General features: G+C 68.8%; 13 protein-coding genes and 1 pseudogene. 8 read left to right on the top strand and 6 right to left on the bottom strand.

The window, feature by feature from the left end; all coding sequences use genetic code 11:
• Window positions 1-103 precede the first annotated feature (103 nt).
• A complete protein-coding gene (locus AC3WRR_RS18345) occupies window positions 104-790 on the top strand; it encodes a TetR/AcrR family transcriptional regulator (RefSeq protein ID WP_010811657.1) in 687 nt (228 codons plus the stop codon).
• A 197-nt stretch (window positions 791-987) separates the two neighbouring features.
• Window positions 988-1,662 (top strand): histidine phosphatase family protein, encoded by a 675-nt coding sequence (locus AC3WRR_RS18350; RefSeq protein WP_010811658.1) that lies wholly within the window; start codon window positions 988-990, stop codon window positions 1,660-1,662.
• A 173-nt stretch (window positions 1,663-1,835) separates the two neighbouring features.
• Here AC3WRR_RS18350 and AC3WRR_RS18355 read toward each other — a convergent pair whose 3' ends face one another.
• The 3 genes from AC3WRR_RS18355 to AC3WRR_RS18365 form a co-directional block, all read right to left on the bottom strand.
• Window positions 1,836-3,011, bottom strand: a complete 1,176-nt coding sequence (locus AC3WRR_RS18355; protein ID WP_058697868.1) for an acetyl-CoA C-acetyltransferase — start codon at window positions 3,009-3,011, stop codon at window positions 1,836-1,838.
• 146 nt (window positions 3,012-3,157) lie between these two features.
• Window positions 3,158-3,628, bottom strand: coding sequence for a PaaI family thioesterase (locus AC3WRR_RS18360; RefSeq protein WP_010811660.1), 471 nt, complete (start codon window positions 3,626-3,628; stop codon window positions 3,158-3,160).
• 4 nt (window positions 3,629-3,632) lie between these two features.
• Window positions 3,633-4,604, bottom strand: coding sequence for an NAD(P)H-dependent flavin oxidoreductase (locus AC3WRR_RS18365; RefSeq protein WP_010811661.1), 972 nt, complete (start codon window positions 4,602-4,604; stop codon window positions 3,633-3,635).
• A 216-nt stretch (window positions 4,605-4,820) separates the two neighbouring features.
• On the opposite strand from AC3WRR_RS18365, the gene AC3WRR_RS18370 reads away from it, so the two are divergent.
• Both AC3WRR_RS18370 and AC3WRR_RS18375 read left to right on the top strand, forming a co-directional pair.
• Entirely contained in the window at window positions 4,821-5,696 is an 876-nt protein-coding gene (locus AC3WRR_RS18370; protein ID WP_010811662.1) for a crotonase/enoyl-CoA hydratase family protein, read from the top strand.
• A gap of 34 nt (window positions 5,697-5,730) precedes the next feature.
• The gene (locus AC3WRR_RS18375; RefSeq protein ID WP_058697867.1) at window positions 5,731-6,402 is read left to right on the top strand and encodes a nitroreductase; all 672 of its coding nucleotides are present in this window, start codon (window positions 5,731-5,733) and stop codon (window positions 6,400-6,402) included.
• A gap of 37 nt (window positions 6,403-6,439) precedes the next feature.
• Here the strand turns inward: AC3WRR_RS18375 and AC3WRR_RS18380 are convergent.
• Together AC3WRR_RS18380 and AC3WRR_RS18385 are read right to left on the bottom strand one after the other, a co-directional pair.
• A pseudogene (locus AC3WRR_RS18380) lies at window positions 6,440-9,189 on the bottom strand (winged helix-turn-helix domain-containing protein).
• A 157-nt stretch (window positions 9,190-9,346) separates the two neighbouring features.
• Window positions 9,347-10,894, bottom strand: coding sequence for an AMP-binding protein (locus tag AC3WRR_RS18385; RefSeq protein ID WP_011616785.1), 1,548 nt, complete (start codon window positions 10,892-10,894; stop codon window positions 9,347-9,349).
• Window positions 10,895-11,148: 254 nt separating this feature from the next.
• Here AC3WRR_RS18385 and AC3WRR_RS18390 point away from each other — a divergent pair, with 254 nt between their 5' ends.
• The 4 genes from AC3WRR_RS18390 to AC3WRR_RS18405 all read left to right on the top strand — a co-directional run bounded on the left by AC3WRR_RS18390 (window position 11,149) and on the right by AC3WRR_RS18405 (window position 16,197).
• Window positions 11,149-12,300, top strand: a complete 1,152-nt coding sequence (locus AC3WRR_RS18390; RefSeq protein WP_492297756.1) for an acyl-CoA dehydrogenase family protein — start codon at window positions 11,149-11,151, stop codon at window positions 12,298-12,300.
• 45 nt (window positions 12,301-12,345) lie between these two features.
• Window positions 12,346-13,581, top strand: coding sequence for an acyl-CoA dehydrogenase family protein (locus tag AC3WRR_RS18395; RefSeq protein WP_058697864.1), 1,236 nt, complete (start codon window positions 12,346-12,348; stop codon window positions 13,579-13,581).
• Between the two features lie 570 nt (window positions 13,582-14,151).
• Window positions 14,152-15,288 carry an FAD-dependent monooxygenase gene (locus AC3WRR_RS18400; protein ID WP_454749276.1) on the top strand — a complete coding sequence of 379 codons (1,137 nt, stop codon included), beginning with the start codon at window positions 14,152-14,154 and terminating at the stop codon, window positions 15,286-15,288.
• A 69-nt stretch (window positions 15,289-15,357) separates the two neighbouring features.
• The gene (locus tag AC3WRR_RS18405; protein ID WP_492297757.1) at window positions 15,358-16,197 is read left to right on the top strand and encodes an IclR family transcriptional regulator; all 840 of its coding nucleotides are present in this window, start codon (window positions 15,358-15,360) and stop codon (window positions 16,195-16,197) included.
• On the opposite strand, the gene AC3WRR_RS18410 is transcribed toward AC3WRR_RS18405, so the two are convergent.
• On the bottom strand, window positions 16,184-17,200 hold the full coding sequence (locus AC3WRR_RS18410; protein WP_492297759.1) for a tripartite tricarboxylate transporter substrate binding protein: 1,017 nt from the start codon (window positions 17,198-17,200) through the stop codon (window positions 16,184-16,186). The two genes, AC3WRR_RS18405 and AC3WRR_RS18410, sit on opposite strands and share 14 nt — an antisense overlap.
• Window positions 17,201-17,231 lie beyond the last annotated feature (31 nt).

A 17,231-nucleotide genomic window follows, 5' to 3' on the forward strand; every position in this document is an offset into this window, starting at 1 on the left:
CACCCACCCGCCACGCCGGGCTGCCACCCGACAAAATCCTTGACGCGTCGCGGCACGCACCGGTATTTTCAAATTCGAATCAGAATTCGAATACGGAGTGCCAATGTCAGCGACCCAATCCGGCTTCACCGCCAACGCCTCCTTTCCCCGTATCGATACCCCCTCGATCCTGCAGCCGCCGCGCCAGCGCCGTGCGCGCGAGACCGAACAGGCCTTGCTGGGCGCGGGCCGCGAACTGCTTGCCTCGCGTGACTTTGCCGCCGTTTCCGTGGCCCAGATCGCCGCGGCATGCCAGGTATCGGTGGGTGCCTTCTATGGGCGCTTCCGCGACAAGATGGCCTATTTCGAGGCCTTGCGTGCGCTGGTCATGGAAGAAACCGCCGCGTCGACTGAGCGCTACCTGGCGCAGGAGCGCTGGGAGGACGTGCCGACACCGGTGCTGCTGGAAAAGGCCACGCGCTTCATGGTGCTCGGCACGCTGGCCAACCGCGGCGTGATCCGGGCATCGCTGCGGCATGCGTCCACGCGGCCCGAGGAATGGGTGCCCCACCGCCAGAGCGGCGAAGCCATCGTGGAGCGCATGGTGCAGTTGCTGGTGCCGCGGCTGGCGATGCCTGCCGACACCGCCGAGGTGCGCGTGCGCTTTGCCATGCAGGCGGTGTTCAGCGTGCTGGTCAATGCCGTGCTCAATGATTCCGGCCCACTGCACCTCGACGACGAACAGATGATCCCGGAACTCAACCGCCTGATGGCCGGCTATCTCGGCGTCCCCTGCGCAGAGCCGGCCTGAGCACACCACCGGCCCGCGCCACCCGCGGTAATGCAGCCAGGCCATGGCTGCCATGAATTGCGCAGCGCTTGCTTGGCTGGCGCGCCGGACCTCCCTAGAATGTGCCCACGCCGGGCGCCGTGCCCGGCGCCCCCGGCCTGCCGCAAAACGACGCGCCGGGCGCAGCCCTATCCGCCTCACGTTTACCGGGACCGCTCATGGCCACGCTTTTCCTCGTCCGGCACGGACAAGCCTCGTTTGGCGCCGCCAACTACGATTGCCTGTCGCCGACCGGCCGCCAGCAGGCGCGCTGGCTGGGCGAGTATTTCCAGGAGCGCGGCGTCAGCTTCAGCCGCGTGGTGTCCGGCACGCTGGTGCGCCAGCAGGACACCGCCAGCGAGATCCTGGCCGGCATGGGTCAGCCGCAGACAGCGATCGTCTCGCACGCGGGCCTGAACGAATACGACGGCGAGGCGCTGTACCGTTGCCACACCGGCGGCGCCGACCACCGCGCGCACCAGAACGGCGACTACAACGACTACTGGCGCACCTTCCGCGCGGCCTACGCCGCATGGACCCAGGACGGGCTGGCCGAGATGCCCGAGAGCTGGGCCGATTTCGGCGCCCGCATTACCGGCGCCCTGGCGCACGCAAGCGAAGGCATGACGCGCGAGGATGCCATCCTGGTGGTGAGCTCCGGTGGCGCCATCGGCCGCGCCACGGCCGACCTGCTTGGCGCACCTGCACAGGCCGCCATCGAGATGAACCTGCAATTCCGCAATACGGCGTTCTGCGAGATCATCGTCGGCCGCGGCGTGCAGCGGCTGCTGAGCTTCAACAACGTGCCGCACCTGGAACGCGCCGACCGGCGCAGCGCAGTGACGTTCGCCTGACGCGCGCGACACACCGCAAACAAGAAAAGCCGCGAAAATCGCGGCCCCCTTTTCCGGCTGCTGGCGCGGGCACTCTGACATGCCCGCGCCGCCGGTCCTTCTCCCTTTACTACTCCTTGCTGCGGCGATCCATGCGCTGCGTGCCTGTGCGGCACGCAGCGACTCTCACAGCTTTACAGGCGCTCGACGATGGTCACGTTGGCCAGCCCGCCGCCTTCGCACATCGTCTGCAGGCCGTAGCGCTTGCCGTGCGTATGCAGCGCATGTACCAGCGTGGTCATCAGCTTGGCGCCCGAGCCGCCCAGCGGATGGCCCAGCGCGATCGCGCCGCCATGCACGTTCAGGCGCGCCGGATCGGCGCCGGTGGCCTTCAGCCAGGCCAGCGGCACCGGGGCGAAGGCTTCGTTGACTTCGAACAGGTCGATATCGCCGATGCGCAGGCCCGCCTTCTTCAGCGCGACTTCCGTGGCCGGCAGCGGCGCTTCCAGCATCACGACCGGATCATGGCCGATCACCGTCATGGCGTGCACGCGCGCCAGCGGCTTGACGCCAAGCTTCTTCAGTCCGGCCTCGTTGACCACCATCAGGCCGGCGGCGCCGTCGCAGATCTGGCTGGCAGAAGCGGCAGTCACGCGGCCGCCTTCGGCGATCAGCTTGACGCTGCCGATGCTTTCCAGCGTGGCGTCATAGCGGATGCCTTCGTCAGTGGTGTGCATTTCACCGTTGGCACCGTCGGCCGTGCGCACTTCCACCGGCAGGATTTCGGCGGTGAAGCGGCCCGACTTGGTGGCGGCGATGGCGCGCTGGTGGCTCTGCAGGGCGTAGGCATCCAGCTGCTCGCGCGACAGGTCGTACTTGCGCGCAATCATTTCGGCGCCGGTGAACTGGCTGAACTGCACGCCGGGATAGCGCGCCTCGATGCCGGGGCTCTTGGGCACACCGAAACCGTTCTTGGCCGGCAGCTGCGACGACAGGCCCATCGGCACGCGCGTCATGCTTTCCACGCCGGCGGCGATGACGATGTCCATCGCGCCCGACATCACTGCCTGCGCGGCAAAGTGCAGTGCCTGCTGCGACGAACCGCACTGGCGGTCCACCGAGGTGCCGGGCACGCTTTCAGGCAGGCGCGAGGCCAGGATGGCATTGCGCGCCACGTTGCCGGCCTGCTCGCCGACCTGGCTCACGCAGCCCATGATGACGTCTTCGACCAGCGCCGGGTCGGCGCCGGTGCGTTCCACCAGTGCGTCCAGCACCTGTGCGGCCAGGTCGGCCGGATGCCAGCCCGACAGCTTGCCGCCCTTGCGGCCGCCGGCGGTACGGACCGCCGCGACGATATATGCCTCTGCCATGTGATCTCCTTGGTTCGGTGCAGGCTGCCGGGGCAGCCATGGTGTTGTCCGGAGTGCCGGCATCTGGCGCCGGCAGTGTCGCTTTGCATTGTTGCGCCGCGGGTGGTGGCAAGCGTCGTCGGAAGCGACGAAGTTTGCCGCAGGCCTCAGGTGCGCGGCGCCAGCACTGCAAAGATTGCGGTCGCGCGCAGCAGGCAGCGCTCGCCACTGACCAGCCGGCAGGTGCCATAGCGCAGGCGCGAGCCGAGCTTGTCGAACTCCACGCGGGCCTCGACCCAGTCGCCCAGGCGCGCGGAATCCAGGTAGTCCAGGCTCAGGTTGACGGTCACCGCGCTTTTGGAGCGCCCGGTTTCCAGCGACATCATCATGCCGATGGCGGTATCGGCCAGCGTCGCCAGCATGCCGCCGTGCGGGATGCCCAGGTTATTCAGGTGACTCTCGTCGATGCGCACCGCCAGCGTGCGGCGCTCCGCATGCAGGTAGAGCTGGCCGAAACCTGCCATGTAGCCGCTCATGCTGCGCAGCGGGACGAAGCCCTCCGGCACGTCCCCGCCGGCAGCTTCGCCCGGCGCGGCGATGGCCTGGGTCATCGCCCGCTCGATTTCAGCCTCGGCCATGGCGTCAGGCAAAGAAGCGCGAGGCCACGCTGAGGTGCTCTCGGCAATCGGCCACCATGCGCGTGATCAGTTCTTCGCAGCTGGGCACGTCGTCGATCAGGCCCACGCACTGGCCGGCGCTGATGATGCCACTGTCGGTCTCGCCCGCCTTGAGCGCCGCCTTGCCGCGCACGCCGGCGACCAGGTGCTTGACGTCCTCGAACTGCGCGCCGCCCGGGCGGCGTTCAATGCTCACCACCTCGTCCGACACGGCGTTCTTGAGCACGCGCGCGGTGTTGTGCAGCGTGCGGAAGATCAGGTTGGTATCGCGCTCGCTGGCCTGCACCAGCGCCTTCTTGACGTTGTCGTGGATCGGCGCCTCGCGCGTGGCGCAGAAGCGCGTGCCCATGTTGACGCCCTCGGCGCCCAGCACCAGTGCCGCTGCCATGCCGCGTCCGTCGGCGATGCCGCCGGAGGCGATCACCGGGATCGACAGCTTGCGCACCGCCTGCGGGATCAGCACCATGCCGGGCACGTCGTCCTCGCCGGGGTGGCCGGCGCACTCGAAGCCGTCGATCGACACCGCGTCCACGCCCAGGCGCTCGGCCGACAGCGCATGGCGCACCGCCACGCACTTGTGGATCACCTTGATGCCGGCGGCCTTGGCGCGCGCGATATGTTCCTTGGGGTTGTTGCCGGCGGTTTCCAGCACCTTGATGCCGCTTTCGATGATGACGTCGAGGTAGCGCGCGTACGGCGGCGGGTTGATCGACGGCAGCAGGGTCAGGTTCACGCCGAACGGCTTGTCGGTCATCTCGCGGCAGCGGCGGATCTCTTCGGCCAGCGCCTCGGGCGTGGGTTGCGTCAGCGCCGTGAGGATGCCCAGCCCGCCGGCGTTGGAAACGGCGGAGGCCATCTCGGCGTAGCCAACCCATTGCATGCCACCCTGGATAATCGGGTAGCGGATGCCAAGCAGTTCGGTGATTCGTGTCTTCATGGTTGTCCCTTTGCTGTCTGCGCCGGCAGGCGCGCGGTAGTGCCGGCCCTGCCGCTTGATCGGGGTCAGTCTACGGCCAGGTGCCGATTCCGAGCCTCGTCGGAAGCGACGATTGCGGGCGGCGCATTCTGCACTAGTGTTGACCGAGCCCCGTGCCGGCGCCCCGCCCCGGCACACTTCCTCCCATATTCGCAGCAATCCCGGCAGGAGCCCCCCATGACGCAAGCCACGCCTTCGTTCGAAACCCTGCGCTACGCCGTTGCAGACGGTGTCGCCACCATCACCCTGCACCGCCCGGACCAGCTCAATGCGTTCACCGCGCAGATGATGCATGAACTGATCGCCGCGTTCGACGCCACCGATGCCGACGACAACGTGCGTGCCGTGATCGTCACGGGCTCGGGCCGCGCCTTCTGCGCCGGCGCCGACCTGTCCGGCGGCAGTTCCACCTTCGACTTCGAGAAGCGTTATGGCGCCAGCCCCGACAGCGCGCACCGCGACGGTGGCGGGCGCGTGTCGCTGCGCATCTTCCGCAGCCTCAAGCCGGTGATCGCCGCGGTCAACGGCGCCGCGGTCGGCGTGGGCGTGACCATGCAGCTGCCGATGGATATCCGGCTGGCGTCGACCGACGCCAAGTTCGGCTTTGTCTTTGCGCGCCGGGGCATCACGCCCGAAGCGGCGTCGTCGTGGTTCCTGTCGCGCGTGGTCGGCATCTCGACCGCGCTGGAATGGTGCTATACCGGCCGCGTGTTCTCGGCCCAGGAAGCGCATGAGCGCGGCCTGGTGCGCTCGCTGCACGCGCCCGAAGACCTGCTGCCTGCCGCCCAGGCCATTGCCCGCGAGATCGCCGCCAATGCCGCGCCGGTTTCGGTAGCGATCTCGCGCCAGCTGATCTGGCGCATGGCCGGCGCCAGCCACCCGATGGAAGCGCACAAGCTCGACAGCCGCGCGATCCAGTCGCGCGGGCGCTCCGCCGACGTCAAGGAAGGCGTCAGCGCCTTCCTGGAGAAGCGTCCCGCCGCCTTCCCGGAAACCGTGTCGCACGACATGCCGGACTTCTTCGACTGGACCAGCGAGCCGCCCTTCATCTGAAGCGCGCCCGTCGATCAACTTTTCCGGAATTCGCATGAAAGTCAGCCAAGCCGTCGCCAGCCGCAAGTCCGTCCGCGGCTTCCTGCCCCGGGCCGTTGCGCCCGACACCATCCGCCGCGTGCTCGACGCCGCCGCGCGCGCCCCCTCGGGGGGCAACCTGCAGCCCTGGCATATCCATGTCATCGGCGGCGAGGCCCTGGAGGGGCTGCGCGCCATCATGCGCGAGCGCATCGCCCAGGCGCCCGCGGGTGAAGAGCGCGAGTACGACATCTACCCGCGCGAGCTGGTCTCGCCCTACCGCGACCGCCGCTTCCAGGTGGGCGAGGCGCTCTACCACTACCTCGGCATCCCGCGCGAGGACAAGGCGCGGCGGCTGGCGCAGTTTGCCAACAACTTCACCTTCTTCGGCGCGCCGCTGGCGCTGTTCTGCACCGTCGACCGCCGCATGGGCCCGCCGCAATGGTCGGACCTGGGCATGTACCTGCAGACGGTGATGCTGCTGCTGCGTGAAGAAGGGCTGGACAGCTGCGCGCAGGAATGCTGGGCGATGTACCCGCAGACCCTCGGCAAGTTCCTGTCGCTGCCGGCCGAACGGATGCTGTTCACCGGCATGGCGATCGGCTACGAAGACCCCGAGGCGCCCGCCAACCAGCTGCGTTCCGTGCGCGCACCGCTGGAGGAATTCACGGAGTTCATCGGCATCTGAGCCGCAAGCGCGCGCGGGCTGACCTGCGCGCGCGGCCTCAGAGCAGCCCGAGCTGGCGTGCAATGGCCACCGCCTGGGTGCGGTTGCTGGCATGCAGCTTGGCGCTGATATTGCGCAGGTGCGTGCGCACCGTGGTTTCGGACACGAACAGGCGCTCGGCCATGGCCACATTGGAATAGCCCTCGGCCAGCAGTTGCAGCACCTTCTGCTCCTTGGGCGTCAGCGGCTCCACCAGCGCCGCCCGCGCCCGGCGGCCTGCTCGCTCCCGGCCTGGCCGCAGGCCTGCAGCAGCCTTTCCACATAGGGGGCAGGCAGGCTGGCCGACTGGCGCGAGCAGGCATCGGCCACCAGCCTGCGCACATCGTCGCCCTCGTCGGCAAAGATGCGGACAAAGCCTTCGGCAGCGCCGAAACGCAGCGCCTCGCCCATCACCACCAGCGCGTGCGCGCCGTCGCCAGCGCGCTGGCACGCCTGCGCCAGCAGGATGCGCAGCTTGAGCGCGCGGCGCATCAGCTGGTTGCCGGCGGCAGCCGCCAGCTCGCGCTCGATGACCTCGCGCACCGGCGTGCCCGGGCGCGCATACAAGTCCAGCCGCAGCCGGCCAAGGGTGATGTCCTCGACATCGCTGGCAAAGGAGCTGACCCCGGGCCGCGTGCGCCACAGCGCCGGATCGGCGGCGCGTTCGATCGCCTCCTGCGCCGCGTGAACATTGCCCTGGCGCAGTGCCAGCCGTGCGCGCTCCAGCATTGCCGCCATCACCAGCCGCGTCAGCCCGCGGTGGTGCCCCAGCGCTTCCAGTTGCGCCAGCCATTCATGCGCCTGGTCGGCTTCGCCGCGCTCGAACGCAATGCGGGCCAGCACCGTGTGCCCGGTGATGATCTGGTCAGGCAGCCCGAGGTCGCGCGACAGCGGCAGGTAGACGTTGAGCAATCGGCTGGCGCGCTCGGAATCACCGCTCTCGTACAGGCCTTCGGCCAGCAGGATGCCGGCCATGGCATTGCCGTTGGTGGGCCCGAAGCGGTTCGGCAGCATCGTGCTGGCGGCGATGCGAAACCGCGCCAGCGCCTGCTGCAGCCGCCCCTGGCGCAGGTCGATCAGCCCTTCGACCGATTCCGAGAAAATCTTGTTGAAATTGCTGTCCGAGCCTCGCACCGCGTGCCGTGCCACCTGCAGCAGCCGGCGCGCCTCCGGGTAGTCGCCGGCGACCGCAGCCAGGCGTGCCATCGACGTGCCCAGGATCGCATCGGGGAAGGCATAGCCCATCGGCAACGGCGGCAGCTCATTGCGGGCGAAGGCGCGCGCATCGTCGAAGCGGTCCATCATGTTCAGCAGCATGTGGCGCAGCGCGCGGATATGCGCCAGCAGGTCGCCGGCCGCGCCCTCGGTGGGGATCTGCTGCAGCAGGGCGATGGCTTCGGCCGGGCCGCGCGTGAACGACACCGCCCACACGCGCGCGATCTGCAGCTTGGGCCAGCGCGCCAGTTCTTCCGCCGGCACCGCCTCCAGCCAGCGCGTCAGCAGGCGCATGCGGCCCTGCGCCAGCAGGTCGTCCGCGGCGCCGTCCAGCAACGGCAGCGCGCGCGCCAGCGCACCGGCCGCGAAGGCATGCTCGATGGCGGGCACCGGGCGCCCCTGCGACTCATACCAGCGCGATGCCGACAGGTGCAGCTGCGGCACGGCGTCAGGCATGGCCTGCGCCAGCTGGCCGCGCAGGAAGCCGGAAAAGAGGCTGTGATAGCGGTACCACTGCTCCGATGCCGCACCGGAGCCACGCTCGCCATAGCGTTCGCTCTCCAGCGGCAGCAGGAACAGGTTGGCGCGCTCCAGCCAGGCCAGGATCTCGTCGCTGCTGCCAGCTGTCGCGGGCTCGCACACGGCGTCGCACAGCGGTCCGCACAACTGGTCCAGGATCGAGGTGCGCAGCAGGAAGTCGCGCACCGCCTCGGGCAGGTGCAGGAATACGTCTTCGACCAGGTAGTCGGCAATCGCCGCGTTGGAGCCGGAGAAGCCGGCGATAAAACCCTCTGGCTGGCTGCGCCGCTCCAGCGCGACTGACGCCAGCCACAATGCCGTGGCCCAGCCCTCGGTACGCCGGTGCAGCACACTGATGGCCGCCTGCTCCAGCTTCAGCCCGCGCGCATGGCGCAGGAAGGATGCAGTTTCGCTGGCGGAAAAACGCAGCTGCGCGGGTTCGATCTCAAGCAGCTCGCCGCGCGCGCGCAGGCGGCCCAGGCCGGATTCCGGCACCCAGCGCGTGCCGATCACCACGCGGCAGCCGGGCGGCAGGCTTTCCACCAGTTGCCAGACCAGCCCGGTCACGGCGGCGTTCTGGATCGCTTCGAAATCATCGAGGAACAGCGTGAAGGCGCCGTTATGGCTGGCCAGGCGGTCGATCAGCGCGAGCGCCTGCTCGCCGGGATCCTGTGCCAGCGTCGCGTGCGCGGACCGGCCGGGGCCGCCGCCGCCCAGGCCCTGCGCGATGGCAGCTTCGACCGACCCCAGAAAGCGCGAGGCATCATTGTCCGACCGATCCAGCGTCAGCCAGGCGGTGCGCCCGCCCGCGGCCTCCAGGCGCGCGCGACACTGGAGCATGGCCGTGGTCTTGCCGAAGCCCGCCGGTGCACGCACCAGCACAAGCTTGACGAAACCGGCCGCGCACACGGTCTCGCAGATCGCCGCGCGCTCGACCTGGAACGGGGTCAGCAGCGGCGGACGCAGTTTGGCCGCCAGCGATGCGGCGCCGGCGGGCGGCGGCGCGCGCCGTCCGGTCTCCTCGATACTTGCCATTGGCTGTTGTCGTCTCCCGCACATCGCTGCCGTTGCAGGCCGCGCGATGCGCCCGCCCGCGCTGCGGATGCAGGCAGGCGGGCCGTGGCTGTGATGTAACGGAGGATTATGACGTAAACCGCCGCACTCGCGAAAATGCGGGCAGCGGCAGGCGGCCCTACACCAGCTTGTTGGCGTGGCCGCCCCAGTAGCGGTCGCGCAGCAGCCGCTTGAGCAGCTTACCGGTCGGCAGGCGCGGCAGCTCGGACGCGAAGTCGACCGAGCGCGGGCACTTGATGGCCGACAGGTTGGCGCGGCAGAACGCGATCAGTTCCGCGGCCAGCTCGGGACCGGCCTGGCTCATGTCGACGGGCTGCACCACGGCCTTGACCTCTTCGCCGAAGTCCTCGTTGGGCACGCCGATCACGGCCACGTCCATCACCTTGGGATGCGTCATCAGCAGGTTCTCGGCCTCCTGCGGGTAGATGTTGACGCCGCCGGAGATGATCATGTTGGCCTTGCGGTCGGTCAGGTACAGGTAGCCGTCCGCATCCACGTAGCCGACATCGCCGATGGTGCTCCAGTCCGGCTGCTGCGGGTGGCGCGACTCCGCGGTCTTGGCCTCGTCGTTGTGGTACGAAAAGTCGCGGCCTTCGGCAAAGTAGATCGTGCCCGATTCGCCCGGCGGCAGCAGCGCGCCGTCCGGCCCGCAGATGCGCAGCTTGCCGACCATGGCCCGGCCCACCGTGCCCTTGCGCTCCAGCCACTCCGGCGTGCTGACCACGGTCACGCCGTTGCCCTCCGTCCCGGCGTAGTACTCCCAGATCACCGGCCCCCACCACGCGATCATGGCTTCCTTGACCTGCACCGGGCACGGCGCGGCCGCGTGGATCGCCACGCGCAGCGACGACACATCATAGGCCTGGCGCTGCGCCTCGGGCAGCTTGAGCATGCGCGAGAACATCGTCGGCACCAGCTGCGTATGCGTGATGCGGTGCTGCTGCACCAGCTGCAGATAGTGCTCGGCATCGAAATGCTCCATCACCACCGCGGTCCCGCCCAGCGCCTGCACGGTCATGTTGTAGCGCAGCGGCGCCGCGTGGTACAGCGGCGCGGGCGACAGGTAGCGCGTCTCGGCATCGAAGCCATAGAGCCGCTGGCACAGGCTGGTCAGGGTCGTGGGATCGTCGATATTCGGGCTCGACGGCGGCGCATACACTCCCTTGGGCCGGCCCGTGGTGCCGGACGAATACAGCATGTCGCCGCCGGTCACTTCGTCATCGATGCGCGTTGCCGGGCAGCGCGCCAGCGCGGTCTCGTACGCGTCATAGCCCGGCATTGTGCCGTCCAGCATCAGCCTGCCGCGCAAGGCCGGCGTCTGCCCGGCCAGGGCTGCCGCGACCTCGGCCTGCGCGTGCGTGGTGACCAGCAGCCTGGCGCCGCTGTCATTGATGATGTGGGCGGCATCGGCCACGTTCAGCCGCGTGCTCAGGCAGACATAGACAATGCCGCTGCGCTGCGCGCCCCAGCACAGTTCGAACAGGCGCGGATGATTCTCGACCATGAACGCCACGCGGTCACCGGGCTGCAGTCCCTGGCTGCGGAACAGGTGGGCGACCTGGTTCGAGCGTTCGTCCAGTTCGCGGTAGGTGACGACTGCGCCGCTGCCACCCATGATGACGGCTGGTTTTTCGGGTGTGCGCTGCGCGTGGATGTGCGGATGCATGGCGTTGGACTCCTCGAGGGTGTCGGTGTGTTGGCGGATGCCGGTACCGCATTCTCGGAACCCCAGCCGGTTCAACCATCGTCGGAAGCGACGAAGCGGCACCGCCACCGTTTTGCCGCAGTGCCACAAAAAAGGGCTGCGTTCGCGCCGGAACAGCTTCGTCCGATGCGACGATGCGCCACCGGGCAGCCTGGCAGGATGATGCCCGCCAGGCTACTGCAATCACGCCTCCCCCCCATTCCGAAGGAGCCAAGGTGGATTTCCAGTTCAGCGAAGAACAGTCGATGCTGCGCGACACGCTCGCGCGTTACCTGGCCGACCACTATGATTTCGAAGCCCGCCGCGCTGCCGTGCAGTCCGCCGCGGGCTGGCGCCCGGACTGCTGGCGCGCATTCGCCCGCGAGCTCGGCATTCTCGGCGCGGCCTACCCCGAGACGCTCGGTGGCCTGGGCGGCGGCGCGGCCGAGCACATGATCGTGATGGAACAACTGGGCCGCCACCTGGCGCTGGAGCCCTACCTGGGCACCGTGGTGCTGGGCGGGGGCGCGCTGATGCACGGCAGCCCCGAGCTGGCCGCGCAGTGGGTGCCGGCCATCATCGGCGGCGAAGCCACCGCCGCCTGGGCCCACGCCGAACCCGCCAGCCGCTACTGCCGCCACGACGTGCAGGCCGGCGCCACGCGCCAGGGCAACGGCTACAAGCTGAGCGGGCACAAGCACGCCGTGGTCGGCGCGCCGTTCGCCACCCACCTGGTGGTCAGCGCCCGCACCTCCGGCGCGCGCCGCGACCGGGACGGCATCAGCCTGTTCTGGATTGCGCGCGACACGCCGGGCGTGACGCTGCGCGAGTACCCGACCTTCGACGGCCTGCGTGCTGCCGAGGTGCTGCTCGACAACGTGCAGGTGCCGGCGAGCCAGCGCATCGACGCGGAAGGCGAAGCCTTTGCCCTGATCGAACAGCTGTGCGACGAAGCCATGGTCGCGCTCTGTGCCGAAGCCAATGGCGCGATGGCGCGCATGCTGGCCGACACCATCGACTATGCGCGCCAGCGCAAGCAGTTCGGCGTGCCGATCGGCACCTTCCAGGTGCTGCAGCACCGCATGGCCGACATGTACGTGCAGCTGGAGCAATCCGTGGCGCTGACCCAGGTGGCGGCGATGCAGGCTGCCAGCGCGCCGCAGGCACGCGCCCAGGCGGCGTGCGCGGCCAAGATCCAGGCCGGCCAGGCCGGTGCCTTTGTCGGCCAGGCGGCGGTGCAGATCCACGGCGGCATGGGCGTCACCGAAGAGCTGGCCGTGGGCCACTACTTCAAGCGCGTCACCGCGATCGACCTGCAGCTGGGCTCGGCCGAGCACCACCTGCGCCGCTACGCCGACCTGCTCTACCCCGCCCTGGCCGCGGCCTGAAGCCGGCATCCCCGAACCCAGACGATTACCCAGCGAGGCCCGTCGATGAATCTCGATTTCTCCCCGCAAGATCAGCAGTTCCGTGAAGACGTGCGCGCCTGGATCGCCCAGGCCTATGACGCCGACCTGCGCGCGATGATGGCGCAGTCCAAGAACGGCTACCTCGACAAGGCCGCGCAGCTGCGCTGGCAGAAGGCGCTGCACGCGCGCGGCTGGGCCGCGCCGAACTGGCCCAAGGAATACGGCGGGCCGGGCTGGACCCCGACCGAGCGCTTTATCTTCCAGTCGGAACTGGCCGCCGCCGGCTGCCCGCCAGTGTCGCCAATGGGCCTGAAGATGGTGGCGCCGGTGATCATGAAGTACGGCACGCCCGAGCAGAAGCAGCGCTTCCTGCCGCCGATCCTGAGCTCGGACGTGTGGTGGTGCCAGGGCTATTCCGAACCCAACTCCGGCTCCGACCTGGCCTCGCTGCAGATGCGCGCCGACCACGGCACCGACAGCGACGGCGAGCACTACATCCTGAACGGCTCCAAGATCTGGACCACGCATGCGCAGTGGGCCGACTGGATGTTCTGCCTGGTGCGCACCAGCCGCGAATCGAAGCGCCAGGAAGGGATTTCGTTCCTGCTGCTCGACATGCATACGCCCGGCATCACGGTGTCGGCGCTGCCGACGCTGGACGGTCCCATGACCGGGCAGCAGGAAGTGAACCAGGTCTTCTTCGAGAACGTGCGCGTGCCGGTGGCAAACCGCATCGGGGAGGAAGGCAAGGGCTGGACCTACGCCAAGTACCTGCTGGAGTTCGAGCGCGGCGGTACATATAGCCCGATGCTGCGCAAGCAACTGTCGAAGATCGCGGAGATTGCCGCGGAGCAGCCTGCCGACGACGGTGGCCGCCTGCTGGACGATCCCGCCTTCCGCCGCAAGCTGGCGGCGCTGCACCTGCGTGCTGCCGCGCTGGAAGCGGTTGAGTTGCGGGTGTTCTCAGGCGTGGAATCCGGGACCTCGATCGGGGCCGCGTCGAGCATGCTGAAGCTCACGGGCACTGAGACTCTGCAGGCCGCCAGCGAACTTGCGGTGGAAGCTGCAGGCCCGGCGGCGTTGCCGTTCGTGCAGGACACCTGGGCTCAATTGCAGGGACGCGAGGCCGCGCCGCGTGTCGGGCCTGAATATGCGGCTGTGCTGGCGCCGCGTTATTTCAACTATCGCAAAGCGTCGATTTACGGGGGATCTAACGAGATCCAGCGCAATATCATTGCCAAGCTCGTGTTGGGGCTTTGAGCGTTTGTGTACCGGCGATGGTTTCAAGAGCAGCCGCCGTGTGCGGCTGTTTTTTTTGGGGCTTGGCGATATCGCATCAACGCCTTCGGCTGCGCTCCGCGCAAGCGCCCAATGACCGTCAACGCATCTTGAGCCTGCGCAGCAGCCGTAGGCGTCCCCGCAATGCCGTTTGCAGCAGGCGGCCTACGCCCTGCATGGGGATCGTTCAATAGTGGGTTATCGCAGGCACTGTCCCACACTCACATGGCGTAGCAGGGTCGAACGGGCACCCACGCCCAAACGGCAAGCACCACCGTGCGAACCACCAACGCCGTGGAATTGATTGCCAGCCGCATAGGCGACGCGCTTTTTGGTTACTTTTTGTCGCTCGGACAAAAAGTGACTCGCCGGCTACGCCGGCGAAACAGCCACGCTGCCAGAAGCCACTAACCGACCGCATTGCCCCAGCCCCCTCACCAAACCACCTTCCTAGGGTTCACCCTTAATTGACTGTTCACCCTCACGCTCATATATTTTTATGAACATATAGTTCATTTTTGAACATACACCAACAACCAGCAGGCAGACAAAATGCCCCTCAAGATCGGAATCAACGGCGCCGGCATCGGCGGCCTCGCCGCAGCCATCGCACTGCGCAAGCTCGGCATGGACGCAATCGTCTACGAACAAGCCCCCCGCTTCGCCCGCGTAGGCGCCGACATCAACCTGACCCCCAACGCCGTATGCGCGCTCGACGGGCTAGGCATCGGCGACGCCCTGCGCGAAACCGCCGCACGCCCCAGCCACCGCATCAGCCGCACGTGGGACACCGGCGAAGAAACTTCCCGCCTGCCGATGCAGAAAGACGCCGAGCGCCGCTACGGCGCCCCGCAACTGACCATGCACCGCGCCGACCTGATGACCGCACTGGAAGCCGCCGTGCCGGCCGAATGCGTGCGCCTTGGCCACAAGGCCGTGGCGATCGAGCCGCATGCCGATAGCGCCACGCTGCGCTTCGCCAGTGGCGCAGAGGAGCGCGTCGATGTGCTGGTCGGCGCCGACGGCATCCACTCGACCGTGCGCACCGCCCTGTTCGGCCAGGAAAGCCCGATCTTCACCGGCGTGGTGGCCTACCGCGCGGTCGTTCCCGCCGAGCGCCTCGCCGGCGTGCCCAACCTGGGCGCCTTCACCAAATGGTGGGGCCCCGACGCCGCCACACAGATCGTCACCTTCCCGCTCAACCGCGGCCGCGACATCTTTATCTTCGCCACCGTCGCACAGGAAGCCTGGCGCCATGAGTCCTGGACCACGCCGGGCCGCGTGCAAGACCTGCGCAGCGCCTATGCCGGCTTCCACCCCGAGGCGCGCGCACTGCTCGATGCCTGCGACGAGGTGCTGATCTCCGCGCTGTACGTGCGCGACCCGCTGCCGGCATGGTGCGCCGGCCCGGTCACGCTGATGGGCGACGCCTGCCACCCGATGATGCCGTTCATGGCACAAGGCGCCGGCATGGCGATTGAAGACGGCGTGGTGCTGGCGCGCTGCCTTGCCGATGCCGCACCCGGCGGTGCCGCAGGCGTGCCCGCCGCGCTGGCACGCTACCAGGCCGCGCGCCACGAACGCACCAGCCGCATCCAGATCGGCTCGCGCGGCAATGCCTGGCTGAAGGAAGGCGGCAATGCCGACTGGGTGTACGATTACGACGCTTGGAACGTCGCCCTCGGCTGAAGCCGCGCCGATCGTTTCCGCCAGCACGGCCGCCTGCGCGGCCGTTTTCCGTTGACAGCAGACACCACCATGCCCAAATCCCGCCCACAGCCTGACCTTGCCGACGATGGCGATACCGAAGACGCCCGCGAAGCCCAGCTGGTCTCGCCGGTGATCCGCGGCCTGCGCCTGCTGCGCTTCATCGCCGAGGGCGGCGCCACCGCCAACCTGAGCGAAGTGGGCCGGCGCATCGACGTGAACCGCGTCACCGTGATGCGGCTGCTGGATACACTGGAGCATGAGGGCATGGTGGAACGCCTGCCGCAAGGCGGGCACCAGGTCGGCTTCAACTTCCTGAAGCTGGCCTCGCGCGTGCTGGCCAGCAATGACCTGACCAGCTTTGCCACACGCGTGCTGGCCCGGCTGAGCGCATCGCTGCAGCTGTCGGCCTACCTGGCCGTGCGCGATGGCGGCGATGCACTCTACCTGCTGCGGCAGATGCCCGCGGCCTCGCTGGTCAGCAATATCCAGGTCGGCAGCCGCGTGGCCGCGCACCTGACCACGCCGGGGCGGATGCTGATTGCCGAGCTGCCGCCGGAGACGCTGCGCGAGCTGCTGGGATCCGATCCCCTGCCGACGGTCACCGGCCAGAGCCCGGCCACGCACGCGCGGCTGGCTGATATCCTTGCCGCCGATCGCGAACGCGGCTGCGCCTGGAGCTTTTCCGCCTATGAACCGGGCATCGATTCCTGCGCGGCACCGGTGCGCGGCGCCGACGGCGACGTGATCGCCGCGATCAGCGTGGCGGGACCGCAGCAGCGCTTTGAAGCCGATGGCGCGCTGCGCGAGCGCGTGGAGAAGGAAGTCAGGCAGGCCGCGCGCGACCTGTCGGGCCTGATGGGATACCGCAGCGCCGCTACTCCGCGGTAATCCCGTACGCCTTGATCAGCTTCGCCCACGCCGCGGTTTCCTCGCGGATGCGGGCCTCGAGCGCCTGCGGCGTGCTGCCCACCGGCTCCATGCCCTGGCGCTGCAGCTCGGCCCGCACCGCGGGCGTGGCCAGCAGCGCGCGCACGTCGGCGCTGAGCGCATCGGCCGCCAGCTGCGGCGTGGCCCTGGGCACCAGCAGCGCATACCAGGAACTGACGTCGATGCCGGGCACGCCCTGCTCGGCCAGCGACGGCACGTTCGGCGCGGCCGGCGAGCGCCTGGACTGCGTCACCGCCAGCGCGCGCAGCGCGCCGGACTGGATAAACGGCGCCAGCGTCGGCCACGTGCCGAACAGCATCGGCACCTGTCCGCCCACCACGTCGTTGAGCGCCTGCGTGGTGCCTTTGTAGGGCACGTGCAGCAGCGTGATGCCGGCCTTGTTGCGGAACAGCTCGCCGGCCAGGTGCAGGCCGCTGCCGACGCCCGGGCTGGCGTAGCCCAGCGGCTTGCCGGACTTCTCTGCCTGCTGTGCCAGCCTGACCAGGTCCTGCACGGAATTCGCCTTTACTGACGGATGCACCGCCAGCACGTTGGGCGAGCCCGCCAGCAGCGACACCGGCCGGAAATCACGCTCGACGTTGTAGCTCAGCGCCGGCATCAGCGTGGGGTTGATGGTCAGGTTGCCGGCCGGGGCCACCAGCAGCGTGCAGCCGTCGCCCGGCGCGCGCCGCACCGTGTCGATGCCGATATTGCCGTTGGCGCCAGGCTTGTTGTCTACCACGAACGGCGTGCCGCGCCGCTGCTGCAGCCCGTGCGCCAGCGTGCGCGCGAGCTGGTCTGCCGGGCCGCCGGCCGGGAACGGCACCACGATGCGCACATTGGCGCAGCCGGCGGCTTGCGCCGCCTGCCACGGCACGCACGCCGCCAGCGCAGCGGCCAGCGCCGTGCCGGCCAGCCATTGCCGCCGGCGCGGCGGCCTGTTGTATGTCTTGCGTTGCTGCATATTGCTTCCCAATGGATGGCTGGCGGCGCGC

Source organism: Cupriavidus sp. FW305-3-2-15-C-LB2, assembly GCF_058787575.1.